General features: G+C 63.3%; 23 protein-coding genes. All 23 read left to right on the forward strand.

The genetic code is table 11. The annotated features are described in order from the left end of the window. Nucleotides 1–152: 152 nt before the first annotated feature. The 23 genes from Q0X18_RS04820 to Q0X18_RS04930 all read left to right on the forward strand — a co-directional run bounded on the left by Q0X18_RS04820 (nucleotide 153) and on the right by Q0X18_RS04930 (nucleotide 25,445). On the forward strand, nucleotides 153–485 hold the full coding sequence (locus Q0X18_RS04820) for a zf-TFIIB domain-containing protein (RefSeq protein ID WP_297559259.1): 333 nt from the start codon (nucleotides 153–155) through the stop codon (nucleotides 483–485). Nucleotides 486–751: 266 nt separating this feature from the next. Further along, nucleotides 752–4,414, forward strand: coding sequence for a PKD domain-containing protein (locus Q0X18_RS04825; RefSeq protein WP_297559261.1), 3,663 nt, complete (start codon nucleotides 752–754; stop codon nucleotides 4,412–4,414). Between the two features lie 98 nt (nucleotides 4,415–4,512). After that, nucleotides 4,513–5,541, forward strand: coding sequence for a transposase (locus tag Q0X18_RS04830; RefSeq protein ID WP_297559263.1), 1,029 nt, complete (start codon nucleotides 4,513–4,515; stop codon nucleotides 5,539–5,541). Between the two features lie 16 nt (nucleotides 5,542–5,557). Next, nucleotides 5,558–5,899 (forward strand): hypothetical protein, encoded by a 342-nt coding sequence (locus Q0X18_RS04835; RefSeq protein ID WP_297559265.1) that lies wholly within the window; start codon nucleotides 5,558–5,560, stop codon nucleotides 5,897–5,899. Nucleotides 5,900–6,065: 166 nt separating this feature from the next. Beyond that, on the forward strand, nucleotides 6,066–7,094 hold the full coding sequence (locus Q0X18_RS04840; RefSeq protein WP_297559268.1) for an AHH domain-containing protein: 1,029 nt from the start codon (nucleotides 6,066–6,068) through the stop codon (nucleotides 7,092–7,094). Nucleotides 7,095–7,193: 99 nt separating this feature from the next. Continuing rightward, nucleotides 7,194–7,793 (forward strand): hypothetical protein, encoded by a 600-nt coding sequence (locus Q0X18_RS04845; protein ID WP_297559270.1) that lies wholly within the window; start codon nucleotides 7,194–7,196, stop codon nucleotides 7,791–7,793. Nucleotides 7,794–7,900: 107 nt separating this feature from the next. Then, nucleotides 7,901–8,053, forward strand: coding sequence for a hypothetical protein (locus tag Q0X18_RS04850; protein ID WP_297559272.1), 153 nt, complete (start codon nucleotides 7,901–7,903; stop codon nucleotides 8,051–8,053). Between the two features lie 17 nt (nucleotides 8,054–8,070). After that, complete coding sequence (locus Q0X18_RS04855) at nucleotides 8,071–8,409, forward strand: hypothetical protein (RefSeq protein ID WP_297559274.1); 339 nt, start codon at nucleotides 8,071–8,073, stop codon at nucleotides 8,407–8,409. Between the two features lie 147 nt (nucleotides 8,410–8,556). Continuing rightward, nucleotides 8,557–9,696, forward strand: a complete 1,140-nt coding sequence (locus Q0X18_RS04860) for a phenylacetate--CoA ligase family protein (RefSeq protein ID WP_297559277.1) — start codon at nucleotides 8,557–8,559, stop codon at nucleotides 9,694–9,696. 254 nt (nucleotides 9,697–9,950) lie between these two features. After that, nucleotides 9,951–10,310 (forward strand): NADH-quinone oxidoreductase subunit A, encoded by a 360-nt coding sequence (locus tag Q0X18_RS04865; RefSeq protein WP_297559279.1) that lies wholly within the window; start codon nucleotides 9,951–9,953, stop codon nucleotides 10,308–10,310. A 26-nt stretch (nucleotides 10,311–10,336) separates the two neighbouring features. Beyond that, nucleotides 10,337–10,876 (forward strand): NADH-quinone oxidoreductase subunit B family protein, encoded by a 540-nt coding sequence (locus tag Q0X18_RS04870; protein ID WP_013014132.1) that lies wholly within the window; start codon nucleotides 10,337–10,339, stop codon nucleotides 10,874–10,876. A gap of 15 nt (nucleotides 10,877–10,891) precedes the next feature. Continuing rightward, on the forward strand, nucleotides 10,892–11,515 hold the full coding sequence (locus Q0X18_RS04875) for an NADH-quinone oxidoreductase subunit C (protein ID WP_297559282.1): 624 nt from the start codon (nucleotides 10,892–10,894) through the stop codon (nucleotides 11,513–11,515). After that, entirely contained in the window at nucleotides 11,515–12,762 is a 1,248-nt protein-coding gene (gene nuoD / locus Q0X18_RS04880) for an NADH dehydrogenase (quinone) subunit D (protein WP_374707501.1), read from the forward strand. The genes Q0X18_RS04875 and nuoD overlap by 1 nt, the downstream gene beginning before the upstream one ends. Before the next feature lie 51 nt (nucleotides 12,763–12,813). Next, nucleotides 12,814–13,365: an NAD(P)H-dependent oxidoreductase subunit E gene (gene nuoE, locus Q0X18_RS04885; RefSeq protein WP_297559284.1), complete on the forward strand. Its 552-nt coding sequence runs from the start codon at nucleotides 12,814–12,816 to the stop codon at nucleotides 13,363–13,365. Beyond that, nucleotides 13,362–14,678 carry an NADH-quinone oxidoreductase subunit NuoF gene (gene nuoF, locus Q0X18_RS04890; protein WP_297559286.1) on the forward strand — a complete coding sequence of 439 codons (1,317 nt, stop codon included), beginning with the start codon at nucleotides 13,362–13,364 and terminating at the stop codon, nucleotides 14,676–14,678. Before nuoE ends, nuoF begins: the two co-directional genes overlap by 4 nt. 8 nt (nucleotides 14,679–14,686) lie before the next feature. Next, complete coding sequence (locus Q0X18_RS04895; RefSeq protein WP_297559289.1) at nucleotides 14,687–17,053, forward strand: molybdopterin-dependent oxidoreductase; 2,367 nt, start codon at nucleotides 14,687–14,689, stop codon at nucleotides 17,051–17,053. A 137-nt stretch (nucleotides 17,054–17,190) separates the two neighbouring features. Beyond that, the gene (nuoH, locus tag Q0X18_RS04900; protein WP_297562990.1) at nucleotides 17,191–18,303 is read left to right on the forward strand and encodes an NADH-quinone oxidoreductase subunit NuoH; all 1,113 of its coding nucleotides are present in this window, start codon (nucleotides 17,191–17,193) and stop codon (nucleotides 18,301–18,303) included. Between the two features lie 21 nt (nucleotides 18,304–18,324). Continuing rightward, nucleotides 18,325–18,858: an NADH-quinone oxidoreductase subunit NuoI gene (gene nuoI, locus Q0X18_RS04905; RefSeq protein ID WP_297559291.1), complete on the forward strand. Its 534-nt coding sequence runs from the start codon at nucleotides 18,325–18,327 to the stop codon at nucleotides 18,856–18,858. Nucleotides 18,859–18,987: 129 nt separating this feature from the next. Then, nucleotides 18,988–19,581 (forward strand): NADH-quinone oxidoreductase subunit J, encoded by a 594-nt coding sequence (locus Q0X18_RS04910; protein ID WP_297562998.1) that lies wholly within the window; start codon nucleotides 18,988–18,990, stop codon nucleotides 19,579–19,581. Next, a complete protein-coding gene (gene nuoK, locus Q0X18_RS04915; protein ID WP_297559293.1) occupies nucleotides 19,578–19,868 on the forward strand; it encodes an NADH-quinone oxidoreductase subunit NuoK in 291 nt (96 codons plus the stop codon). Before Q0X18_RS04910 ends, nuoK begins: the two co-directional genes overlap by 4 nt. Nucleotides 19,869–19,871: 3 nt before the next feature. Next, complete coding sequence (gene nuoL / locus Q0X18_RS04920; RefSeq protein ID WP_297559296.1) at nucleotides 19,872–21,704, forward strand: NADH-quinone oxidoreductase subunit L; 1,833 nt, start codon at nucleotides 19,872–19,874, stop codon at nucleotides 21,702–21,704. Continuing rightward, on the forward strand, nucleotides 21,701–23,122 hold the full coding sequence (locus Q0X18_RS04925) for a NuoM family protein (RefSeq protein WP_297559298.1): 1,422 nt from the start codon (nucleotides 21,701–21,703) through the stop codon (nucleotides 23,120–23,122). Before nuoL ends, Q0X18_RS04925 begins: the two co-directional genes overlap by 4 nt. Before the next feature lie 85 nt (nucleotides 23,123–23,207). Next, complete coding sequence (locus Q0X18_RS04930; RefSeq protein ID WP_297559300.1) at nucleotides 23,208–25,445, forward strand: proton-conducting transporter membrane subunit; 2,238 nt, start codon at nucleotides 23,208–23,210, stop codon at nucleotides 25,443–25,445. Nucleotides 25,446–25,486: the final 41 nt, after the last annotated feature.

The raw sequence follows: 25,486 nt of genomic DNA on the forward strand, positions 1-25,486 counted from the left end.
AACCCAGCAGCCAACGGGTCGGCAGCATGAGTTTTGTGAGCGTGGGACAGGGGTTTTTACTTCACCACTGTAGGGTAAAGTCCGCCGCTTGAATAGCAGCTATATCCCCATCGTTGGGCGCAATTTCTGGCAGGCTGGAGGTGGAGGAATCTATGCCCCTTCTGATCTGTCCAAACTGCGAAACCGGAATGAACGAAATTCAGCGCAATGGTGTGCACATAGACGTCTGCCCCAAGTGCCGGGGTGTCTGGCTCGACGGTGGTGAGATGGAAAAACTGCTGGGCCAGGTGCGCCAGTACGAACAGGAATACGAGGCAGAACTCGAGAGCTACCGCCGCCAGCAGTACGCCCCGCCGCAGCCTCAGGGCTATACCCCTCCGCCAGCCCATCACCGCAACCCCTACGACACCGACGACGACGAGTACTACAAGCGCCACGGCAAGAAGAAAAGCAAGCTGGGCCGGCTTTTCGACCTGTTCGACTAATCCTGTCCCTTGCTTTGCAATAGCAAAGGCTCGAGTTCACTTTCCTCCCACAATTTATACTCAGTAAACACACCCAGCACCATCTTGCTTTTTTTTTTGACCTTCCCGGTATCCTCCTGGCAGCACTCTCTTTCCGCCCTGCAACCCAGGAGGCTTGGTTATGCTGCATCAAAAAGGGCATTGGCTCGGTCTGTGGACATGGCTCCTGCTGGTATTGCTGGCTTGTAGCCCGCCCCCCCCGTCCGGCCACCCCCACCGCCACCGCGGTGGGCCTCAACGCCCAGTTCTACCCCAACCCCAGCTTTAGCGGCCCCGCCCTGGCTCGCCTGGAACCCCGCCTGGCCCTTGCGGGGCAGGTGCCCGGCCTGCGTCCGGGGCCCTTCTCGGCCCGCTACGAAGGCGCCCTGCTACCCCCCAGGGACGGCGATTACACCCTGCACTTGGTGGGCCAGGGCCAGACCTGCGTCTTCGACGACCTCTCGCTTTACGCGGGCAGCAAGCAGCCCCTGGGGCCGGCCCCCGAGCTGGCCTCCAACCGGCTCAACAACCCCGCCTTCGAGCAGGGCCTCACTGGCTGGACGCTGGCCACCGGCAACGCCACCACCCCCGCCGAGGGGCAGAGCGGCCAGGCCCTGGCCTACCAGGCCTGGAGCTGGGTCTACCAGATCGTCCCCCTCACGGGATTAACCCCTGGGGAGCGGCTGGTCTTGCGGGGCTTTTTGCGCAACCCCAACGCCCAGGCCTGCACCCTGGGCCTGCAAGGGGGCAGCGAGACCGCCCTCACCTTCGACCAGCCCGTACACTACCGGGCCCTGGACTGGCAGGAGGTCTACACCGAGGTCACCTTCCCCAGCGGCACCACCTGGCTGGGGGCCTACCTGGCCGGGCCGGAGGGCTGCCGCTTCGACGATCTGCAGTTGGGGGTGCCCGAGAGCGGCGGCTCCCCCCTGCCCACCGGCATCAGCCTGAACGCCCGCACCGCCTTGGCCGGCAGCGGCTTCAACCTGGCCGCTGAGGGGGGCGAGGAGGGGGTGAGCTATAGCTGGGAACTGGGCGACGGCACCACCGCCACCGGCGAGACCGTCTACCACGAGTACCGCCAGCCGGGTTACTACACCATCACCCTCACCGCCACCGCGCCCGACGGCCAGACCGCCACCTTCCAGCAGCAGGTGGCCCAGCTCCCCAGCATCCACGCCATGCCGGAGTTCCGGGCCCTGGCCGACCCCTTCCCGCTGGCCTTCGATGTGCAGTACCCGCTGAGCGGCCATACCTACGAGTGGCGCTTCAGCGACGGTGCGGTGCTGAACGGCCCCCGGGTGGAGCGAACCTTTGAGAACCTGGGCTTCTACGGCCTGACCCTGGTCATCTACGAGGAGCCCAGCCCCACCGGCCTGGGCCGCCAGAGCAGCGAGCGCCGGGTGGTGGCCGTCGAGCAGACCCGCATCAACCGCATCGCCGAGGTGCCCATCGCCGACATCCAGGGCTTCCAGACCGGCCCCACCAGCTTCATCTTCAGCGCGGCAGCCTCCGAAGGGGAGGGCCCCCTGACCTACACCTGGGACTTTGGCGACGGCACCAGCGCCACCGGGGCCGAGGTCAGCAAAACCTACAGCGGCAATGGGCGCTACCCCATTACCCTCACGGTGCGCGACCGCTTCGGCCAGACCGACCAGGAGGAGGCGGTGGTCACCCTGGGCACCCAGTACGCCCCCGGTAGCCCGGCCACCCGGGTCGAGGCCGGTTACAGCGGGGGGTTGCAGGGACAGTCGGCCGTTGCCAGCCCGGCCGCGCCCAACCCCTTTGCGGGCGCGCAAACCTCCAAGCTGCGCGTGCGCCCCCGGCCCGACCGGGCCCTCCAGGCCCTCTCGCTGGAGGCCGAACTCAACCGCCGCACCCAGCGCAGCCGCATCCGCTACCTGGCCCCCAACACCGCACCCGGCCCCAGCCTGCGGGCCCAGGCCGCCAACCTGGAACTCAGCAACCCCTTCCCCTTCGTGCTCCACAGCGGGGTGAACAGCCTGGGCGCTGTCCACGAAGCCCCCAGCACCAGCGACCTTTTCCGGCTGGGCTCGGCCAGCGTGCAGGTGCGGGGGCTCCCACAGCCCCAGGGCCTGGCCTGGGACTACGAGGGGGTAGACCCCCAGGCCAACACCGCCGCCCGCATCCGGGTCTTCCGCCCCGCCTTCCCCAACCCGCTGCCCGCCGGCCGCACCCCCCTGCGCACCCAGGCCCAGCTGCAAAGCGGCGCCACGGTGGCCCTGGAAAGCGACCTGGCCGCCTTCGCCGGCCTGCGGGTGCCGCGGGTCACCCTCTCGGTGCTGCCCGATACCCAGTTCCCCAGCGGGCCCAGCGTGCAGGAGTACCTGGTGCAGGTGGGGGGCCAGACCGAGCTGATGGCCCAGGTGAACATCCGGGTTGGCCAGGTCTCACAGAACGGCTTCGTCTTCTTCGAGCTGCCGGTCTATGCGGTGGACGAGGCTGGCAACCTCCTGAGCGACGTCTCGGGGGTCTTCTACGCCCGCTTTGCCGACCCCCGCATCCTCTCCATCAGCGGCGAGATGGTGCGGGGCCGGGCCAGCATGACGGTGGCCCTCAACCTGGCCAACTTCGCCGACGGCACCACCCAGTTCGACCTGCGACCCCTCACCCTCTTCTCCGGCAACCCCCAGAACCCCTGCGGCCCCAACAACCAGTACGCCCCCTTCGGCGCCACCCTCGCGGGCTGCACCCAGCTCACCGCCAGCTATGCGGCCCCGGCAGGGCTGAACCTGGAGGCCTACCCCTACACCCTGCCCGAGGACTACCCAAGCCGCACCAACCGCATCCTGATTGGTAAGAACCTGGACGAGGTCGGCCTCTACGACCAGAACCTGCGCGACGCCATCGAGACCGGCCTGGAGCTATCCGGCCAGGGCCTGCGGGCCCAGAGCAGCGCCGGTGAGATCGCCCGGCTGATCCTGGGCTTCATCCCCATCGTGGGCGATGCCGTGGACGGCCTGGAGCAGCTCTACAACGCCGCCACCGGCAGGCAGGTAGACCCCGTTTTGGCGGTGCTCTCGGCGGCAGGGCTGGCGTTAGACCTGGGCACCGGCGGGGTGGGGGACGTGACCGCTGGGGTCAAGGCCGCCTACCGCGTCAGCCTGGCCATCAGCCGGCAGGGCGGGGGCCTGGTGGCCCTGGTCATCCGCGAACAGTTCGTCCAGTTCACCCGCGGGCGGCTCTCGCCGCAGGCGCTGGTGGACGGCCTGCGGCAGCGGTTCGGCAGAATGGTAGACCTGGCCAGGGCGCGGGGGTGTGGGGGGTTCTCGCTCAACAACCTTTGTTTGAAAGCTTACGACAAGGTATCTACCAGGGTTCAGGGTAACACCTCCGCTAATGAAGTCTTGCTGCAGATGGATGGCTTCATCGAAGAAGCCAGTCGGAGAGGTGTCCCTCCCCGAGAACATCTCGACACGCTGTCGCAGTTTGGCTCTTGCTTTGGCTATCGCAACAGGGGGCTGCTATCGCTCTCGGTGCAGTCTACCAACGAGCGATGCGACCTGCTGGAGCTTCTGCGCTGGAGACTCCTGGCATTTGACCCAGATACAGGCAAGTGGCGTGCGGGCGAGGCTAACAGCGCCATCCGCTATGAACAGCAGTATGGGGGAACATTAACAAGGTACGAGCAGGGCGGCTTTGACTTCCGGCAAGGAACCACCACCTTCGACGTGAAAGGGGCCGTTGACCCCAGCCAGGCCAAAGCCTTCGCCGCCAACTTCAACGCGAGGGGTTTTGTGCGTAAAATCTCGGAGGAGCTCAATGACTCTACAGTGGATTTCATCATCGTGGAGACACTGTACATCCCGGAGGCGCAGAAGGCTGTGGTGGAGGCGCTGATAAACGAACTCCCACCAGACCAGAGGAACCGTATCCGCATACTGCGATAGCCCTGATAATAACAAATAGGAGTTACGCAGTTGCCTTCCTCCCCTCTCCTCGGCTACCCTTTTCTGCAAAGCACACAGACTAAGAGGGATTAGCTGCTATGAACCCACCAAAGTGCAACGACCTGGACTACATCCACTTCCTCATCGCTGCCCAGAGGGTCTTTACCTGCAGCGAAGCCGCCCGCTGCCAACCAGAGGCTCCAGCCCACGATGCCTTCACCCGTCTGCTCCAGCGACAGCCTCCCGACACGGAGGCGCTGTGGCAGGAGGCCAGGGCCTTGGTGGAGCCCACCCGAGGGCTTCTGGTGCTGGACGATACCACCCTGGATAAACCCTACGCCCGGCGGATGGAGTTGGTGACCTACCACTGGAGCGGCAAGCACCAGCGGGTGGTCAAGGGGATCGCCCTCATGACCCTGCTGTGGACGGAGGGCCAGGCTCTCATCTCCCTGGTGCACGGGCACAGCCCGTCCCGAGAGGGGATCGTCCCCTGCGACTTCCGGGTCTACGACAAGCCTTCGGGGGGCCCGAGCAAGAACGCGCACTTTCTGGAGATGCTGCGGGTGGCCAAGGGACGGGGCTTTGCCCCGGCGTACGTGCTGATGGATAGCTGGTACGCTTCGCTGGAGAACCTGAAGGGGATTGCTGGCCTGGGCTGGCGCTTCCTCACCCGGCTGAAGGGGAACCGCCTGGTGAACCCTGAGGGGGCGGGGCTGCGGCCGGTGAGCGAGGTAGAGATACCCCCGGCGGGGAGGGTGGTGCACCTGAAGGGTTTTGGTTTGGTCAGGGTGTTCCGGACGGTTTCAAAAGACGGGGACGCAGAGTACTGGGCGACCAACGACCTGGGGATGCGCGAGGATCAACGGGGGGAGCTGGAGCGGGCGGGATGGGGTATAGAGGTCTACCACCGGGGCCTCAAGGGGTGTTGCGGGGTGGAGCGGGCCCAGGTGAGGAAGAAGGCTTCGGTCTTAGGCCACCTGCTGCTGGCCCTGCGGGCTTTCCTCAGGCTGGAGGCATACCGCTTGCGGACGGGGGTGAGCTGGTACGAGTCCAAGACAAGCATCATTCGCGAGGCGATACGAAGTTACCTGGCCAATCCCATCCACATCCTTCACCCAACTGCGTAACTCCTAAACAAATAATATGGCTACCATCCGTTTGTACGAAACACCCGGCAAAAACTGGTTTGGTGCCGGCGGCATGTACGACGTGATCTGTGAGTATGCCCTGGCCCACCCCAGCGTGCAGGCCCTGCCCGAGTTTGCCAAGGCCATTGAGGAATCCCTGTGGTATCGCGGGATTAATTTGTACGAACACGGCGATGCGGCCATCAAAGCCTTCACCGAGGCGGTGGGCGACCTGGTGCGCTACATTGACTCCCCGGAGGGCAAGGCCCGTTGGGGTGAGCGTCATCCGGTCATCCTGGAGGGGGTTCAAGCGCTTTACGACCTGCTCCTCAACTATGACCCCGAGCGGTACAGGTGAGGCTTGCTGGAGGGGGGCATTTGGTACGGCCTACCACCACTTGCATAGGTTCGTAAGCGGCTAGCCGAGTGCTTTAGTACCAAACAGCCAGGGCCTGCGGGCCCAGAGCAGCGCCGGTGAGATCGCCCGGCTGATCCTGGGCTTCATCCCCATCGTGGGCGATGCCGTGGACGGCCTGGAGCAGCTCTACAACGCCGCCACCGGCAGGCAGGTAGACCCCGTTTTGGCGGTGCTCTCGGCGGCAGGGCTGGCGTTAGACCTGGGCACCGGCGGGGTGGGGGACGTGACCGCTGGGGTCAAGGCCGCCTACCGCGTCAGCCTGGCCATCAGCCGGCAGGGCGGGGGCCTGGTGGCCCTGGTCATCCGCGAACAGTTCGTCCAGTTCACCCGCGGGCGGCTCTCGCCGCAGGCGCTGGTGGACGGCCTGCGGCAGCGGTTCGGCAGGGTTGTGGAAATCGTTCGAGCACCGGGTTGCCGGTTTGGACCGCTTGGGCTAGGCTGCGTCGTCCTATATGACAAGACAGCAACTGCCGTTAGGGCGAGGGAAAGCCTGCAACCTGATACTGCACTCCGCAAGGTGGATGTGGGCTTGGGAGATGCGAGGCGGTCAAATTTTTCTGAAGCCTGCTACTTGGGAGCTGTTTCGAAGGGGGCTAAGCACCACAGTTTGGCAGAACTTTCTCTACTTGTCGTAGGACTAACGGAAAGCCAGATAACGGTTCAGTCCAGTAATGGCTGTCTATACACTAGGTTTAACAAGGCTATTCAAGGAACATTCAGAAGCAAATTTGCAGCAAAAGGAATTCCCCAATCTGAACTTGATGATGCAGCTCCACACCACATAGTTCCGATGAACGCCACTAAAGCTTTTGCGGCTTGTGACGATGGAGGATTTGATAACTGCTCGGAAGCACGTAGAATTCTGGCGAAGGCCGGAGTGAGTGTTAACGAAGCGTCTAACGGTGTATTACTCCCTTGGAAGAGGGGAGAACTCAGGATATTCGACACCAAATATCCCAATGCAACAGAACATAGTGGCATGCATACAAAAGTATATTTTAGGAATGTTTACGATAGGTTATCGGAACTGGATCGCCGGTTCGGTAGCAATCCTGACCGCCTCTCCAGGGAAGTTCGCAAAGAGCTACAAAAGATTGCAGATGAGCTACTAGCAGGTACTTTCCCAACGAGGTAATCCCGAAGTATGAGAGTTTATGCCATAAGCAGCGGCTTGCGAGACTCTGATAGTTGCCTTTGGCCTACCTTAGGTCTTGGCTCCAGGACTCATGAGGTAATGGATCTGATACGAGCGTCCTTTGAATCAGGTGGCTCTAGCTTAGCCGACCACTGGGCTAGGGAGAACTGGGAGATTCCAGCCGTGGTATTTAACTACGACAATCACCCGAAGGATACTCCACCTGCTAACTTTGATTACTGCCATCCCGTGAGCTCTCTCATCATGGATGAGTATGTCTTTCAACTTTTTGATGACTGCCTTTACGGCTCTGGGGAACTGCTACCGCTAAAGTCTACTGGCGACAGTCCATACTACTTGTTTAACTGCACAAAGGTCATTGACGTGTTGGATACTAAGAGGGGACACTACAACTGGCTTTCTGGTTACAGGGGCAAAGTAGCATCTGCGGCATATGTTCTTGCTTTCAAAAAATTGCCCGCTGGGCTGGACTTGTTCCGCGTTCCGCAACTCAGCAAAATGCTATTTGCCAGCGAGGAATTCTCAATCCGAATTAGAGAAGAGGGGCAGTGTAACAAGCGGCTAAGGAGCAATGTTAGGTGTGATCTAGTGTGGGATAGTGACGACCCCACTTACTGGGATGAGCGGTATCCGCCAGAACAGTGGGAGAGAGTCAAAAAGCTCAAGCACTCTACATAAGTCGAGATCATTCTCTGAAATGTTCCACATGTTTCATCTACTATTGATGAGCTGTTAACCCCAGCCAGGCCAAAGCCTTCGCCGCCAACTTCAACGCGAGGGGTTTTGTGCGTAAAATCTCGGAGGAGCTGATGTTATCGCAGGTTGATTTCGTCATCGTGGAGACGCTGTACATCCCGGAGGCGCAGAAGGCTGTGGTGGAGGCGCTGATAAACGAACTCCCACCAGACCAGAGGAACCGTATCCGCATACTGCGATAGCCCTGATAATAATAAATATGGCTACCATCATTCTGTACGAAAATGGCCCTGGTTGGTTCGGGGCTGGCGGCATCTACGATGTGATCTGCGAGTATGCCCTGGCCCACCCCAGCGTGCAGGCCCTACCCGAGTTTGCCAAGGCCGTTGAGGAATCCCTGTGGTATCGCGGGATTAATTTGTACGAATACGGCGATGCGGCCATCAAAGCCTTCACCGAGGCGGTGGGCGACCTGGTGCGCTACATTGCCTCCCCGGAGGGCAAGGCCCGTTGGGGTGAGCGTCATCCGGTCATTCTGGAGCGGGTTCAGATGCTCTACGACCTGCTCCTCAACTATGACCCCGAGCGGTACAGGTGAGGCTTGCTGGAGGGGGGCATTGGGCAGCAGCGACGAATGCACCTGTCCCATTGAAAGGGATGGTTTGGAGCATTGAAGAGGCACAACCCATCATCATAGATTTGGTGAGAACCGTATAATCGGCGTGTAGATAAAAGGAGCCCTGCTATGGATCGAGTCCAACGCCTTCGCACCGTGGTCGCTGCTGCGCAAAAGCACCCCGTTTACGCCCAAAAACTCAGTAACGTAGATGTCCAGAGCCTGACCCCCGAACGCATCACCAGCCTGCCCCTCACTACCCGTCAGGAGTGGCTGGCCTATATCCAGTCGAACCCCCAGCCCCCCAAAGGCGCGGCCCTGATGCACCTGACCCCGAGCCCGGCCATCGGCTGGATGCCCGAGTACCTCTCCGCCGAGGACGTGGAGTACCAGGCCCAGGCCTTATCGGCCCAGATGCAGCGCCTGGGGGTGGCCGGAAAGAAAGCCCTGGTGGCTTTTGGCTACCACATTTTTGCCGGGGGTTGGCTGTTTCACGAGGCCCTGCAACGGGCCGGTGCGATGGTTTTGCCACATGGCCCTGGTGAGGCCGAGCGCATCGTGCAGCTACAGCAACAGTACGGCTTCGAGATTCTAGTCTCTAACCCCAGCTTTGCCATGAAAATTGCCCAGGCCGGGGGCCGGTTTGAGCTTTTGATGGCTGGTGGCGAACCCTTTACCTCGGTACCGGGCTACCGCGAGAAGCTCGAGCAGGCCATCGGCGGGGTTGCGGTTGACGCCTACGGCACCTCGGAGCTGGGGGTGGTAGCCGGGGAGGGACTGGAAAAAAACGGGCTGTGGGAAATCCCCGAGATGGCCATTATCGAGGTGCTCGACCCCGAGACCCTCGAGCCCACCCCGGAGGGCGAAAAAGGGGAGATGGTGGTGACCTCGCTCTCGCGCACCCTGATGCCCATGATCCGCTTCCGCACCGGCGACCTGGCGGTGGTATCGCGCCCCGAGGGGCGGCTCTGCCTGCCCAGGGGGGTGATTGGGCGCACCGACCTGATGGTTAAGGTGAAGGGGGTTAAGCTCTATCCCACCGAACTGGCCCCCCTGCTCATGGCCTTTGGCATTGACCCCCGTGGCGGAGCCCAACTGGTGGTGGAAACCAAAGAAGGTGGCACCGACAAGCTCACGCTGCGCATCAAGGCCGAGGCGGTGCCGCCCCAGCTCGGCCCGGCCTTGCAGCAGGCCACCGGCATCCGCCTGGACGAGATTCAGGCCGACCCGGCCCTGGAAGGGCCGCCCCTGGTGGATAAGCGCTACTAAAAATCTCTTCCGAAAGCCCCTCCCAGTAAGGCAGATCTGGGAGGGGAGTGCCTTGGGGCTTGGCTGGAAGGGTCACGGTAGGTTTTTCTACAATGTTTGTCCGTATTCCAAACTATCTTCATAAGTAACAACCTGGTTGCGTCTGGAAGGTGGAAGTGTAAGATGTTGGCGACAGTCGGTCGGGCGGCAAGGGCTTTACCAAGCCTCGTGAAGATAGGCACAAGCTCGACCACCCTTAGTAGCAGAGGAGGCGCATGTCACCGATAAGTGAGTATCAGGCTTTACTGGTGTACCTGGCTGTTGCCGTCGGCATTGCCGTGCTGGCAACCGTGGTGGGGGCCCTCTTAGGCCCTAAAAAGGGTGGGCGTTTCAAGCTGATGCCCTATGAGTCGGGCAACGACCCTGCCGGGGAGGTCAAGCGCTTCCCGGTGCACTTCTACGCGGTGGCGATGCTTTTCATCATCTTCGATGTGGAGGTGGCCTTTTTGTGGCCCTACGCGGTGAGCGCCGGCACCGTGGGTGTGGTGGGCTTTGTGGGCCTGCTGGTCTTTACGCTTTTGTTGTTCGTGGGTTTTTTGTACGAGTGGTACAAGGGCGTGATGAAATGGCACTAGCGCGCCCGGCCCAAAGGGGGTTTTGAATGGCAACCATTGCAGACCTATTCACAAAAGATGTGCAGGAGCTGGAAAACGAGGGGGTTTTGTTCACCACCCTCGAGAAGCTCATCGCCTGGGGGCGCTCGAATAGCCTGTGGCCGGCGACCTTTGGTCTGGCCTGCTGTGCCATCGAGATGATGGCCTCGACCGACGCCCGCAACGACCTATCTCGTTTTGGCTCCGAGGTCTTCCGGGCCTCACCCCGCCAGGCCGATGTGATGATTGTGGCCGGGCGGCTCTCCAAAAAAATGGCCCCGGTGATGCGTCGGGTCTACGATCAGATGCCCGACCCCAAATGGGTCATCTCGATGGGGGCCTGCGCCTCCTCGGGGGGGATGTTCAACAACTACGCCATCGTGCAGAACGTGGACAGCGTGGTGCCGGTGGATGTGTTTGTGCCGGGCTGCCCGCCCCGGCCCGAGGCCCTCATCTATGCGGTGATGCAGCTTCAGAAAAAAATCCAGGGTAAGGCCCGCGACGACCAGGGTCGCAAGCTGCCCAAGGTGGAGGCCTGGAAGCGCTAGGCGCTCGAGGTGGACATGCAAAAGCTGACCGAGCTAAAAAAACAGGCTCAAGCCAACGGTTGGGCCATCGAGGAGGCCCACGGCAACACCTGGGTGGTGGTGCCCCGCGGCGAGTTCAAAGCCTTGTTGGCCCAGCTCAAAAGCCAGGGCTGGAACTACCTGGCCGACGTGGTGGGCATTGACTACCTGAAATACCCCCAACCCAAACCGGAACGTTTCTGCGTGGTCTACGAACTGGTCTCGCTGCCGGGCTACCAGGGGGGCGATGGCAGCCGGGTCTTTATCCGGGTGTATGTGCCTGAGGCCAGCCCCAGCCTGCCCAGCCTGACCGACCTGTGGATGGGGGCCGACTACCTCGAGCGCGAGGTGTTCGACCTGCTGGGCATCCGCTTCGAGGGCCACCCCGACCTGCGCAAAATCCTGACCCCCGAAGACCTGGAAGGCCACCCCCTGCGCAAGGACTTCCCCCTGGGCGAGACCCCTACGCTGTTCAAAGAGGGGCGCTTCATTGACCCCGACGCCTTCCGGGCTGGCCTGTCCGGCGATAAAAGCGGCATGACCGGCTGGCGGGGCGGTACCCGCAAGGGCTACCAGGACGTGGCCGCTGAGGTGCAGAAGGTTGTGAAGGGAGGCAACTGATGGTGCGCGACCCGCAAAAGCTACACAGCCCCTCGGTGGAGGCCTACGACATCGCCGATGCGCCGGAGCTGAAGTCCGAGGTCATGACCCTCAACGTGGGGCCCCAGCACCCCTCGACCCACGGGGTGCTGCGGGTGGTGGTGGATCTTTCGGGGGAGCAGATTCTGCGCCTGACCCCCCATATCGGCTACCTCCATACCGGCTTCGAGAAGAACATGGAGTACCGCACCTACACCCAGTGCATCACCTACACCCCCCGCATGGACTACCTGCACAGCTTCAGCCACGACCTGGCCTATGCCCTGAGCGTGGAAAAGCTGGTGGGGGCGCAGGTTCCCCCCAGGGCCCAGGCTATCCGGGTGATGCTCAACGAGCTGTCCCGCATCGCCTCGCACCTGGTCTTCCTGGGGACGGGCTTGCTGGACTTTGGCGCGCTGACGCCGTTCTTCTACGCCTTCCGCGAGCGTGAGGCGGTGCTCGACCTCTTCGAGTGGGTTTCGGGGCAGCGCTTCCACCACAACTACATCCGGATTGGCGGCCTCAAGGAAGACCTGCCGCCGGAGTTTTTGGGCGAGGTGAAGAAGTTTATCGCGCAGATGCCGGCCCGGATTGACGAGTACGAGGCTTTGTTCCGGGAAAGCCCCATCTTCTACGAGCGGGCTCGAGGTGTCTCGGTGATACCGGCCGAGGCCGCCATCAACCTTTCCCTCACCGGCGGTAGCCTGCGGGCCTCGGGGGTCAACTACGACGTGCGCAAGGCCTACCCCTACGCGGGCTACGAGACCTACGACTTCGACGTACCGGTGCTGACGGGGGGCGACATCTTCGACCGGATGGTGATCCGCATCCTGGAGATGCGCGAGTCGGTCAAGATTATCCGGCAGGCCGTAGAGCGGCTCGAGGCCCTAGGGCCGGGCCCCATCCGCGACCCCAACCCGCAGATCTCGCTGCCGCCGCGCCACCTGCTGGAAACCTCGATGGAGGCGGTAATCTACCACTTCAAACTGGTCACCGAGGGCTTCCACCCGGCCCTGGGTGAGGTCTACGTGCCCACCGAGAGCGCCCGTGGTGAGCTGGGTTACTACATCGTTTCCGACGGGGGTTCCATGCCCTACCGGGTCAAGGTACGTTCGCCCAGCTTCGTAAACCTGCAAAGCCTGCCCTATGCCTGCAAGGGCGTTCAGATGGCAGATATGGTTGCGGTAATCGCTTCTCTGGACCCGGTAATGGGGGATGTGGATCGGTGAGTTTCTTAACGGGGGTCTGGCTGGCCCAGACGCCCAGTGATGCGGAGGCCTATGGGATTTTTCGACGATAAGCAAGACTGGTTAAGCGAGGTATTCGCGCAGTATCCCGACCGGCGGGCGGCCCTTATGCCCATGCTCCGGCGGGTACAACAGGACGAGGGCTGGATCTCCCCCGAACGCCAGGAGGAGATCGCCCGAATCCTAGGTACGACACCGACCGAGGTGGCCGGGGTGATGAGCTTTTACAGTTACTACCAGGCCCTGCCCACCGGCAAGTACCACCTGCAGGTGTGCGCTACCCTGAGCTGCGCCATTGGCGGGGCCGACGAGCTGTGGGACGAGCTGGTGCAGGAGCTGGGCATCCTGCGCGGGGAGGTGACCCCCGACGGGCTCTTCAGCATTCAGAAGGTGGAGTGCCTGGGCTCCTGCCACACCGCGCCGGTGATCCAGGTCAACGACGAGCCCTACGTGGAGTGCGTGACCAAGGCCCGGCTGCGAGCGCTCCTGCAGGGCTTGCGGGAAGGGAAGAAGCTCGAGGAAATCGTGTTGCCCGGCAAGGTGGGGCACGAGGTACACGTGCGTGGGGAGGAGGTGGGCGCATGACCGGCCCCATCGTGAGCGGGAAAGACCCCCGTTTCGAGAAGACCCTTTACAAACACGTGGGCCAGCCCAACTCCTGGACGCTCAGCTATTACCTGGCCCACGGCGGCTATCAGGCCATCCGCAAGGCCATCGCCCAGGGCCAGGACTGGGTGATTGAGGAGGTCAAGAAGTCCGGCCTGCGCGGGCGCGGTGGCGCGGGCTTCCCCACCGGGCTCAAATGGAGCTTTATGCCCAAAAACACCGGCAAGCAGCACTACATCGTCTGCAACGCCGATGAGTCGGAGCCGGGCTCCTTCAAAGACCGCTACCTGATGGAAGACGACCCCCACCAGCTCATCGAGGGCATGATGATTGCGGGGGTGGCGATTCAGGCCAGCAAGGGCTACATCTACATCCGCGGCGAGTACCGCCGGGCCTACGACCGGCTTATCGCGGCGATTCGCGAGGCCTATGCGGCGGGTTACCTGGGCCAGAACGTAATGGGAACCGGCTTCAGCTTCGACCTGTACGTGCACCGGGGGGCTGGGGCCTACATCTGCGGCGAGGAGACCGCCCTGATGAACTCCCTCGAGGGCCTGCGGGCCAACCCCCGCATGAAGCCCCCTTTCCCGGCCCAGGCCGGCCTGTGGGGAATGCCCACCACCATCAACAACGTCGAGTCGCTCTGCTCGGCGGTGCACATCGTCGAGCGCGGGGCCGACTGGTTCGCCAGCATGGGCACCGAAAAGTCCAAGGGCCACAAGCTCTTCCAGGTCTCGGGTCCCTTCAAACGTCCCGGCGTGTACGAGCTACCCCTGGGCACCACCTTCCGCGAACTGCTCTTCGACTGGGCTGGGGGCCCCACCGAGCCCATCCAGGCCATTATTCCGGGGGGCTCTTCCTGCCCGCCTTTGCCCTGGAACGACGAAATCCTCGATACCCCCATGGACTACGAGTCCATCAGCGCTAAAGGCTCGCTGCTGGGCACCGGGGGGGTGATCGGCATTCCGGCCAGCATGAGCATGGTGGATGCTATGTGGAACGTGACCCGCTTCTACGGCCACGAGTCCTGCGGCAAGTGCACCCCCTGTCGCGAGGGGGTCTCGGGGTGGATGGTGAGCCTGTTCGAGAAAATTGGAACCGGACAGGGTCAGAAAGGCGATGTGGAGCTTTTGGAGAGCATGCTCGACCAGATCGAGGGCCGCAGCTTCTGCGCGCTGGCCGATGCAGCCTGCTGGCCGGTGCGCGGCAGCCTCAAGCACTTCCGCCATCAGTTCGTGGAGGCTGTGGAACAGGGCAAACCGGTGGAGCGCCTGGGAAGCCGCTGGGGGTGAGGTAGGAAATGGCCAAGGTAACCATTAACGACAGAACCATAGAGGTACCGAACGGCACCTCGGTGATGGATGCCATCTTCCACGCTGGCTACGACGTGCCCTTGTTCTGTGCCGAAAAGCACCTCTCGCCCATTGGGGCCTGCCGGATGTGCCTGGTTAAGACCGGCAGCCCGCGCAAAGGGCCGGACGGCAACTTCATCATGGAGGATGGGCAGCCCAAAATTTTCTGGATGCCCAAGCTGGCGGCGGCCTGCATCACCGCGGTAACCGACGGGATGGTGGTGGACACCCTCTCCGATGAGGTGAAGCACGCCCAGTCGGGGATGGTGGAGCTGACCCTGCTCAACCACCCGCTCGACTGCCCCACCTGCGACAAGGGCGGGGCCTGCGAGCTGCAGGATCGCAGCTATGAGTACGGCCTGGTGGAGAAGTTCTACCAGCCCGACCCCATGGAGCTGCCCATGTACACCCGCTTCGAGATGACCCGGCGGCACGTGGACAAGCACCATCCGCTCTCGCCCTTCATCGTGCTCGACCGCGAGCGCTGCATCCACTGCAAGCGCTGCGTGCGCTACTTCGAGGAGATTCCGGGCGACGAGGTGCTCGACTTTATCGAGCGGGGGGTGCACACCTTTATCAACAGCGAGGACGACGGTCTGCCCTCCAACTTCACCGGCAACATCGTGGACATCTGCCCGGTGGGGGCTCTGCTCGACCAGACCGCGCGCTTCCGGGCCCGCAACTGGGAGTACGACGCCACCGAGACCACCTCGATGGACGACGCCTGTGGAGCGGCCATTACCGTGGACACCCGGAGCGGGCTGCTCGAGCGCATCCGGGCCGCCGAGCGCCGCGAGGTGAACGAGGTCTGGATCTCCGACGCGGCCCGCTTCGGCCACGAATGGGTGAACGAAAACCGCGTGCGTTCGCCGCTGGTTCGCAAGGACGGAAAGCTGGTAGAGACCACCTGGGAGGAGGCCCTCGAGGCCATCCGCAAGGGCTTGAGCGGCGTGGCCAAATCGGACATCGGCGTGTATCTGGCGGGCAGCAGCACCCTCGAGGAGGGTCTGGCGGCCCTCGAGCTTGCCCAGGCCCTGGGTACGCCGCACCGCGACTTCCAGGGCCGCACCGCCTACCCGGTAACCGGCTTTACCCCGGCCAGCTTCGATGAGCTGCTGGACGCCGAGTTTGTGCTGGTGCTGGGCGAGCCCACCGAGGAGGCCCCCACCCTGCACCTCAGGCTCTCGGAGTACAGCCGCGGCCTCAAACCAGCCGGCAAACTGAACCACGGCACCCCCTTCGCCGACCTCAACATCAAGGAGCGGATGCCCCGCCTGACCCACAAGCTGGCCCTCTTCAGCGCCTACCCCAGCAACACCGCCAAGTGGGCTGGGGCCAGCGGCGTGCATGCACCGGGGGCCGAGGCGGCCCTGCTGGCGGCCCTGCTGAATCAGGGCGAAGCTCCGGCGGGCCTGGCCGAGGCGGTGGCCTGGGTCAGGGAGCGTCTGGCGAAGAGCCAGCGGGTGGTGCTGGTGCTGGGGGCCGGGGTGCTCAACCGGCCCGAGGCGGCCATCAAGGCCAAGCAACTCGCCGAACGCACCGGCGCCAAGGTGATGTGCATGACCCCGGCGGCCAACGCGCGGGGTCTGGAGGCGCTGGGCTTCTTCCCCGGCAAGGGCGGCGCGGGCTGGATCGAGGCCGGCCCCAAAGCGGTCTACTACGCCTACCTGCCCACCCTGGCCCAGCTCAAAGCGGCTTCCTTTCGCATCCTGCACCTCTCGCACCGGCACCCGCTGGCCGAGCAGTACGCCGATGTAATCCTGCCCAACCAGACCCCATACGAAAAGCGCGGCCATACCCTGAACCTCGAGGGCCGGGTGCTGCCTTTGGAGCCCGCGGCCATCAACAACGGCGAAGCCGACGGGGCGGTGGCGGCGCTGGCGGTGCTGGCCGAGGCTCTGGGGGTCAGTACCCCGGTTCGGCTGGTGCGCCAGGCCACCCGCCTGTTGGTCGAAAAGCACAAACTGCCGGCGGCGCTCGAGCGCTGGCTACCCAAAGGTACCGGCTGGGCGGCCTCGGAGTCCGATACTACCCAGGGAACCCTCTACCTGCGCCCGACCATGTGGCGGCGTGAGCAGATGGTGGGGGCGGTGACCAGAGCGGTGGAGGTCAGGCTGGAGATGAGCCCGGCTACGGCCCGCGCACAGGGCCTGGCCGACGGCTATCAGGTAGAACTCGAGCTGCCCGGTGGACGGGAGCGCCTCGAGGTCAAGACTGTGGCGGGGCTGCCCGATGGCGTGATGTACATGCCGGCGCTGGGGGCCTGGGCGGGCCGCAGCGTGGAGGCCAAAATTCTGGTAGGAGGTGCCGCATGAACCAGACTCAACGGAAGCACCCGCGCATGGGGTGCCTCTACACGCGCCTGGCTTTTGGCGCGCCGCTCCTGGCTGGCCTGGCGCTGGCCGCCGAGGCCACCCCTGCGGCCAGCTCGAGCGCCACCGACCCCTTGTGGATGGTGGGCCTCAAGGCCTTTCTGGTCATCTTTGGCCTGCTGACCGCCTTTGCCTACATGACCCTGATCGAGCGGCGCCTGCTGGCCCGCATCCAGATCCGCCAGGGGCCCAACCGGGTGGGGCCCGATGGCCTGCTGCAACCCCTGGCCGACGCCATCAAGTCCATCTTCAAAGAAGACCTGGTGGTTGCCAGGGCCGACAAAGTGGTCTTCGTGCTGGCCCCTATGATCTCCGTCACCTTTGCGGTGCTCACCTTTGGCCTGATCCCTTTTGGCCCCAAGGACGCCTTCTTTGGCTACGACCCCTGGGTGATCGACCTGGACGTGGGCATCCTGTACGTGTTCGCGGTTTCGGAGATCGCCATCTACGGCATCTTTTTGGCGGGCTGGGCCTCCAACTCCAAGTACTCCCTGCTGGGTTCGCTGCGCTCCTCGGCCTCGCTCATCTCCTACGAGCTGGCCCTGGGCATCAGCCTCCTGGCCCCGGTCTTGCTGGTGGGCTCCCTGAACCTGCGGGAGATTGTCGAGTGGCAGCACCAAAATGGCTGGTTGGTGCTGTATGCGCTCCCGGCTTTCGCCATCTTCCTCCTCACCAGCATGGCCGAAGCGGCCCGCACCCCCTTCGACCTGCCCGAGGCCGAACAGGAGCTGGTGGGGGGCTACAACACTGAGTACAGCTCCATCAAATGGGCCCTGTTCCAGATGGCCGAGTACATCCACCTGATTACCGCCTCGGCCCTGATTCCCACGCTCTTCCTGGGCGGCTGGCGGATGCCCGGCTTCATGGAGCAGATTCCCCTCATCGGCGGCCTGTTCGCCCTGCCCTACCTCTGGATGTTCGTCAAAATCGCGCTGTTCCTGTTCTTCTTCATCTGGGTGCGGGGGACTCTTTTCCGCTTGCGCTACGACCAGCTCATGGTCTTTAGCTGGGGTCGTCTCTTCCCGCTGGCCCTGGCCTGGTTTCTGCTGTCGGCAATGGTGGTGGCCTTCAAGTGGCCGGTTGCGGTGCTGGGCTGGCTCTCCTTGCTCAGCCTGGTGGTCTTCTCGGCCTATGTGATTCTCACGGCTAAGCCCAAGCCCCGGGCCCTGCCGCGCATGGGCGCGGGTGACTAGTATCGTGAAAGGAGTGAATCTGTGAGCATTGCTGCGCTGGCGCAAAGCATGGGTATAACCCTGAAGGCGCTGTTTTCCAAACCGGTGACCATTCCCTATCCGGATGCCCCCGTGCCCCTGAAGCCCCGCTTCCACGGGCGGCACGTGCTGACCCGTCATCCCAACGGCCTCGAAAAGTGCATTGGCTGCTCGCTTTGCGCAGCGGCCTGCCCGGCCTACGCCATCTACGTAGAAGCCGCCGAGAACGACCCCCAGAACCCCGTGAGCGCAGGAGAGCGGTACGCCAGGGTCTACGAGATCAACATGCTGCGCTGCATCTTCTGCGGCTTGTGTGAGGAGGCCTGCCCCACCGGCGCGGTGGTGATGGGCTACGACTTCGAGATGGCCGACTACCGCTACTCCGACTTTGTTTACGGCAAGGAGGACATGCTGGTCGAAGTTGAGGGCACCAAGCCCCAGCGCCGCGAGGCGGCCTACACCGGCAAGCCGGTCAAGCGGGGTTACAGCGTGCCTTACGTGCGAGCCGAACTCGAGGGCTTCAAGCCGCCCAAGTAGGGCATTGGGGGGCTCGAGTCCAAAAGGCAGGTGTTCCCCAACACACATTGCTGGGGGTAAAATCGCTCGGATTATGTGCGACCCTGAAGGTTCCTGCCCATCCCTAGCTCTCTGGAGGAATCAATGAGTATCGGATTATGGGAAATTCTTGCGCTACTGCTCCTGGTCGGTAGTGGCCTGGCCGTGGTGCGGCTACAAAACGCGGTTCACGCAGCCCTGGCGCTGATTGCCAACTTCCTGGTGGTGGCCGGTGTGTACGTGGCGCTCGAGGCCCGCTTTGTGGCCATGATCCAGATTATCGTCTACGCCGGGGCCATCGTGGTGCTCTTTTTGTTCGTTATCATGCTGCTCTCGGCGGCCAGCGCCAACGTGGGCCAGGATCTGCTGCCCCGGCTCTCCTGGGTGGCTGCGCTCGGGGCTCTGGGTCTGGCCGGCGTACTCACCTATACCGTAACCCGCTTTCAGCCGCCCGCCGATGTACCGGCCCTGGGGGGTGGCCTGCCCCAGGCCCTGGGGCCCCTGCTCTACGACCCGGAGAAATGGCTCTACGCCCTGCTGGCCGTGGGCTTCTTGCTGTTGGTGGCTACGGTGGCAGCGGTGGTGCTCATCGAGCCGGAGCGGATTGTTTCGGCGACCAGCCACCCGGCCCATCCCCGGCAGGATCAAAAGCCCAGCCCTACCGTCGGGCAGCAAAACGACGAGAAGGCGGTGGTCAAGCGATGATCTGGCTCGTGGCTTCGGCCCTGCTGTTTTCGATTGGCGCTTACGGTGCCTTGACCCGGCGCACCGCCATCCTGATGTTTTTGTCCATCGAACTGATGCTCAACGCCGCTGCGCTCGCGCTCATCAGCTTCTCCAAGCTCCTGGGTAGCCTGGATGCCCAGGTGGTGGTGCTCTTCATCATCGCCATTGCCGCCGCCGAGGTAGCGGTAGGCCTCGGTCTGATTGTGGCCATCTTCCGTCGCCGCGAGACCACTGGCGTTGACGAGCTCAGGCAACTGAGGGGGTAAACCGTGCAAGAGACCTTTCTTCTACCCCTGATTATCGCACTGCCCCTCCTGGGGTTCGTGCTTCTGGGACTCTTTGGTAAGCGAATTGGCGAGCCGGCAGCGGGCTGGCTGGCCTCCTTGCTGGTGCTGGGCAGCTTCCTTTTGGGCCTGGTCTTGCTGTTGCAGGGTGGGGCCCGCTGGGCGCTCCCGGACTGGCTACCGGGCATCCCCTTCAGCCTCAACCTCGACAACCTCTCGGGCGTGATGCTGATGGTGGTGGCCGGGGTGGGTTTCTTAATCCACGTATGGGCCATCGGCTACATGCACGGCGACCCTGGTTACAGCCGCTTCTTCAGCTACTTCAACCTGTTCATTGCGGCCATGCTGGTGCTCATCCTGGGCGATAGCCTACCGGTGGTCTTTATCGGCTGGGAGGGGGTGGGACTGGCCTCGTACCTGCTGATCGGCTTCTGGTACCACGAGCGCCTCAACGCCGACTCAGCCCGCAAAGCCTTCATCGTCAACCGCATCGGTGACCTGGGCTTTTTGCTGGCCATGGGCCTGCTCTGGAGCATGTTCGGCACCCTTTCGATCAGCGAGCTGGTCGAGAAGGTGGAGGCTGGGGGGTATAGCTTTACCACCCTGACTCTGGCTGGCTTCTTCCTGCTGGTGGGGGCTATCGGCAAGAGTGCCCAGGTGCCCCTGATGGTCTGGCTGCCCGACGCCATGGCAGGCCCCACGCCGGTCTCGGCCCTGATTCACGCGGCCACCATGGTCACGGCGGGGGTTTATCTGCTGGTGAGGCACGCCTTTATCCTGCACGGCGATAGCTTCCTGTCGGGCCTGATTGTAGTCATTGGTCTCCTAACGGCCTTTTACGGGGCGCTGTGCTCGCTGGGCCAGTGGGACATCAAGCGCATCGTGGCCTACACGACCCTCTCGCAGCTCGGCTTCATGTTCGTGGCGGTGGGGGTAGGGGCCTACTGGGTGGCCATCTTCCACATCGTGACCCATGCTTTCTTCAAAGCCCTGATGTTCATGACCTCGGGCTCGGTGATTCACGCCCTGGGGGGCGAGCAGGACGTGCGCAAGATGGGCGGTATGCGCAAGTATCTGCCCGCTACCCATCTGCACGGTCTGATTGCCACCTTTGCCTCGGGTGGTCTGGTGCCGCTGGCAGGCTTCTGGTCGAAGGACGCCATCCTGGCCTACTCCTTCGAGTATGGCCCCTGGCTGTGGTTCCTGATGCTGCTGGCCTCGGTGCTGGCCGCGCTCTACTCGATTCGCTGGTATGTGCTGGTTTTCTGGGGCGAGTACCGGGGCAAAGAACACCCCCACGAAAGCCCGGCGGTGATGCTCTGGCCCAACCACGTTCTGATGGGTGGTGCCATTGGTGTGGGCTTTATGGGATTGCCGTACGTGATTGATTACAAGAACTTTATCGAACCCTTCCTGACCAAAGCCATTGGGGAGTTCCCCCACGAAAAACTGCCGGTGCTCACCGAGTGGGTGCTCATCCTCACCTCGGCGGTGGTGGCGATCGCTGCTTTGTGGTGGGGCTTCCGCTTCTTCCAGCAGAAGATGCCAGCCTGGTACGAGCGCTTCCAGGCGGCGGCCTTGCAAGGGTTCTATGTTGATGCTCTATACAACACCCTGTTGGTGAGTCCGGCCAAAGGGTTGGCGGAGCTTTTATTTGAGGCGGATAAGGTTCTTCTGGCAGGTTTTGCTGGCTTGGGCAACCTGATGGGGGGACTGGGAAGCCTATTGGCGAAGCTCGAGACCGGGGCTTTGCGCTTTTACCTGGCCGGGCTGGTGGTCGCCCTGGTGCTCCTGGTGGGCTGGGGGGTGTTGCGATGATTCATCTAGGACTGTGGTTACCCCTCCTGGCGGGTTTGTTGCTCTTTATCGTGCCGAGCCTGGGCCGTACCTTCGCCGTCATCTCGGCGGCGGTGAGCCTGGCGATTGCGGTGGTGCTGTTTGCCGGCTACGGGGGCCAGGGGGTGGCGTACGCCAGCCAGACCCCCTTCCTGCCCGAGGTGGGCGTCTACTATGCAGTGGGGCTGGATGGGGCTGGTTTGCTTTTGTGGATTGCGGTGAGCCTGGTGGTGCTCCTGGGCGTCTGGGTTGCCGACGTACCTGTGCGCTTCCTGGCCCTGGCCCTGATGATGCAGACCGGTTTGCTGGGCATTTTTGCGGCCCAGGATCTGGTGTTCTTCTACGCCTTCTTTGAGGCCACGCTGATCCCAGCGCTCTTGATGCTGTGGTTTTACGGGGGGCCCGACCGCTTGAGGGCCATCTACATCTTTGCCCTGTTTACGCTGGTGGGCTCGCTGCCCATGCTGGCCTCCATCTTTGCGGTGCGCTACCTGGGCGGGGCCGAAAGCTTCCTCTACACTGACCTGGTGGCCCATCCCCTGACCGGGCAGGCCGCGGCCCTGGCGTTCCTGGGCTTTTTGGTTGCCCTGGCCGTCAAAACGCCGCTCTTCCCGCTGCACGCCTGGCTGCCCAGTTTCCACCAACAAAACCACCCCTCCGGCCTGGCCGACGCCATGGGCACCCTGTACAAGGTGGGCGTCTTTGCCCTGTTCAAGTGGGCCATTCCCCTGATGCCCGAGGGTTTCAAAGAGTGGCAGGGCTTGCTGCTCTTTCTGGCTGCTTTTGGGGCTTTGTACGCTGCCTGGCTGGCCTTCAGCGCGCCTGACTGGAAAACCCTGCTGGCCTATGCCGGGGTTTCGCACATGGGCGTTGCGGCCCTGGGACTCTTTAGCGGCAACATGGAAGGCACGGTGGGTGCGCTGTACCTGCTGGGAGCCTCGATGGTGTATGGCTCGGCCATGTTCCTGTTTGTGGGCCTGGTATACAAGCGCACCGGCAGCCTGGACGTTCTCCCGGTGCGTGGCCTGGCCAAGCACACCCCGGCGCTCTATGTGCTGGGGATGTTCTTGCTGATGGCCATGATCGGGCTACCGGGGCTCTCGGGCTTCCCCGGTGAGCTGATGGTGTTGCTGGGGGCCTACCAGGTCTCGCCCTGGCTGACCTTCCTGGCATTCCTGGCGGTGATTGCCGCGGCGGCCTACGCACTCACGGCCTTTCAGAAGCTCTTCCAGGAAACCCCGCAGGCCCAGGCCGTGCCGGATATGGATTCCCGCGAGTGGGGTTTTGCGGCCGTTACGGTGGGGGTGCTGCTGTTGATGGGGCTGTATCCCAAGCTATTTACGGCCTACCTCGAGCCCCTGGGCAAGACTATTGCAGCACTGTTCGGAGGTGCGTCGTGAACTGCCCTCGAGATTGGAACAGGAGAGCGGGTAGAACGATGATGTATGAAGGATGTGGCTCCCCTGTGAACGAGGGAGGTGTGGAATGCTGACTTTGTATATTCTGGTTGGCTTTGCGACCGTACTGTCGCTGCTGGCCTTCCTGATCTCCCGCGAGGCCAACCGCATCGTGACGGTAGCTGCCCTGGTGCTGGCGGGCTTGTTTTGTGTGGTGGACTGGGGCCAGACCGTGGAGGCCTTTGGGGGCCTCTACCGCTTCGATACCCTGGCCCGGGGCCTGACCCTGGTGGCTGTTCTGGGGGGGGTATGGACGCTGTTGCTGGGGCCTGCCAGGAAGTTCGAGTTCCCACTGCTGGTGCTTTTTGCGGTGGCAGGTATGCACATCATGGCCAGCAGCCCCAACCTGGTGGTGCTGGTCATCGCGCTCGAGGTGTTCTCGCTGCCACTCTACGTTCTTGCGACCTGGCAGCGCGACGAGAAAGGTTTTGAGGCAGGTTTGAAATACTTCCTGCTGGGGGCGCTGGGGGCGGCCATCTTCCTCTATGGCATCGCCCTGTACTTCGGGGCAACCGGCAGCTTCATGGTGGGTGCGACCGGCTCGGGGCCGCTTTACATTGCCGGACTGCTCCTGATTATGGCAGCCTTTGCCTTCAAGACTGCCATGGTGCCCTTCCAGTGGTGGTCGCCCGATGTCTACCAGGGCAGCCCCACGGTGGTCACCCTCTTCATGGCTACGGCGGTCAAGGCGGCGGCCTTCGCGGCCATGTTGCGCATCTTCACCCCCGAGGGCCTGGAAGTCTGGGGTATCGGGATGGCCGCGCTGATTGCTCTCAGCACCCTGTTTGGGAACCTGGGGGCCCTTGCCCAAACCGAAGCTAAGCGGCTTTTCGCTTACTCCTCCATTGCCAACGCCGGCTATATCGGGTTGGGACTGCTGGGCCCTACCGGGCAGGCCACCATCCCGTTCTATCTGCTCACCTATGGCCTGGCCACCGGCCTGATCTTTGCGGTGCTTTCGATGATCTCGAACCAAGAAGTGCCGCTCGAGCGCCTGCGGGGCCTGTGGTACCGCAAGCCCTTGCTGGGCGGCGCCCTTGGCCTGGGCATTCTTTCGGTGCTGGGGCTGCCTCCGCTGGCTGGGTTCTGGGCCAAGTACCTGGTTTTCCAGGAGGCGGCCCGGGCCGGTTTCTACGGACTGGTGGTGCTGGCCCTCATCACCTCGGCCATTGGCGCTTACTACTACCTCCGGGTCTTCTTCCTGATTTTCAGCCAGCCCACGCCCGCGCAGGAAGCCGAGGATCGTGAAGCCGAGGCAGCCTTGGCCCAGTTTGGTGGCTCGGAAGCTCCCGGCATTCCGGTTTCGGCGGCCCCAATGGGACTCACCCAGGCTCTGATGGCCCCTGCGGCCCAGACGGGCTTGCCTGCGCTGGGAATGTTAGTGGGAGCCATGGCCCTGCTGGGACTGCTCTCGGTTCTGCCTGGACTGGGCCTGCGAGCTTTCAGCGCGGGCCTGCCCCCGGCGGCAGCGGCTGTAACCATCAGTGCACCTGCGGATGGTTCGACCCTGGCACTGGGTAGCCATACCCTACAGGGGACGGGCAGGCCGGGGGAGACCCTCGAGCTCTTCGACAACGGCGCGGCCCTGGGAACCGTGACGGTGGGCCCCGACGGGCGCTGGAGCTTCGCGCTCCCGGCCCTGACCGCCGGTGCACACACCTACGAGGCTCGTCGCCCCGGGCAGATGTCCGGGGCCAGTGTCCGCGTGACCGCCACGCTTCCAGCAGAACCCGCTTTTACGGGGCCTGCGGATGGGGCCTCGGTTTCGGCCTCGGGCTTCGCCCTCCAGGGTGTGGCCCCGCCCGGCCAGATGGTGGAAATCTTCGAGGACGGTGCCAGCCTGGGCCGGGTCACCGCCGATGCCAACGGCCAGTGGAGCCTGAATGTGCCGCCCCCTCCCAGCGGAACGCGGGTCTACGAGGTGCGGGCCGAAGGGGCCAGCTCCGGGGCCCGCATCACCTTGCAGGTGCCGGAGGCCCAGGCCGGCGCTGCCTGCAGCCTGGACTTTTCCCTCTCGAACCTTCAGGCCGGGGGGGTGGTCTCGAGACCCTTCCGCTTTGGGGGGGTGGGCTCGGCCAGCAGCTATACCGTTCTGATCAAGCGCGGCGATCGGGTGATTGGGCGTAAAGACCTACCCCTCAGCGCTGCTTGTGGCTGGAGCTACCTCTCCGACCCCGGCCCCGGCGAGATCACCTACGAGGTGCGCCCGACGGGCACGCCCGAGACCGAGCCGCCGCTAGCTACCATCACCCTGAAAGTGCAGTAGTGGCGAACTGAGCACTAATCCCCACGCAGGGGAATTGTCTG

Source organism: Meiothermus sp., from assembly GCF_026004075.1.
GTDB lineage: Bacteria > Deinococcota > Deinococci > Deinococcales > Thermaceae > Meiothermus.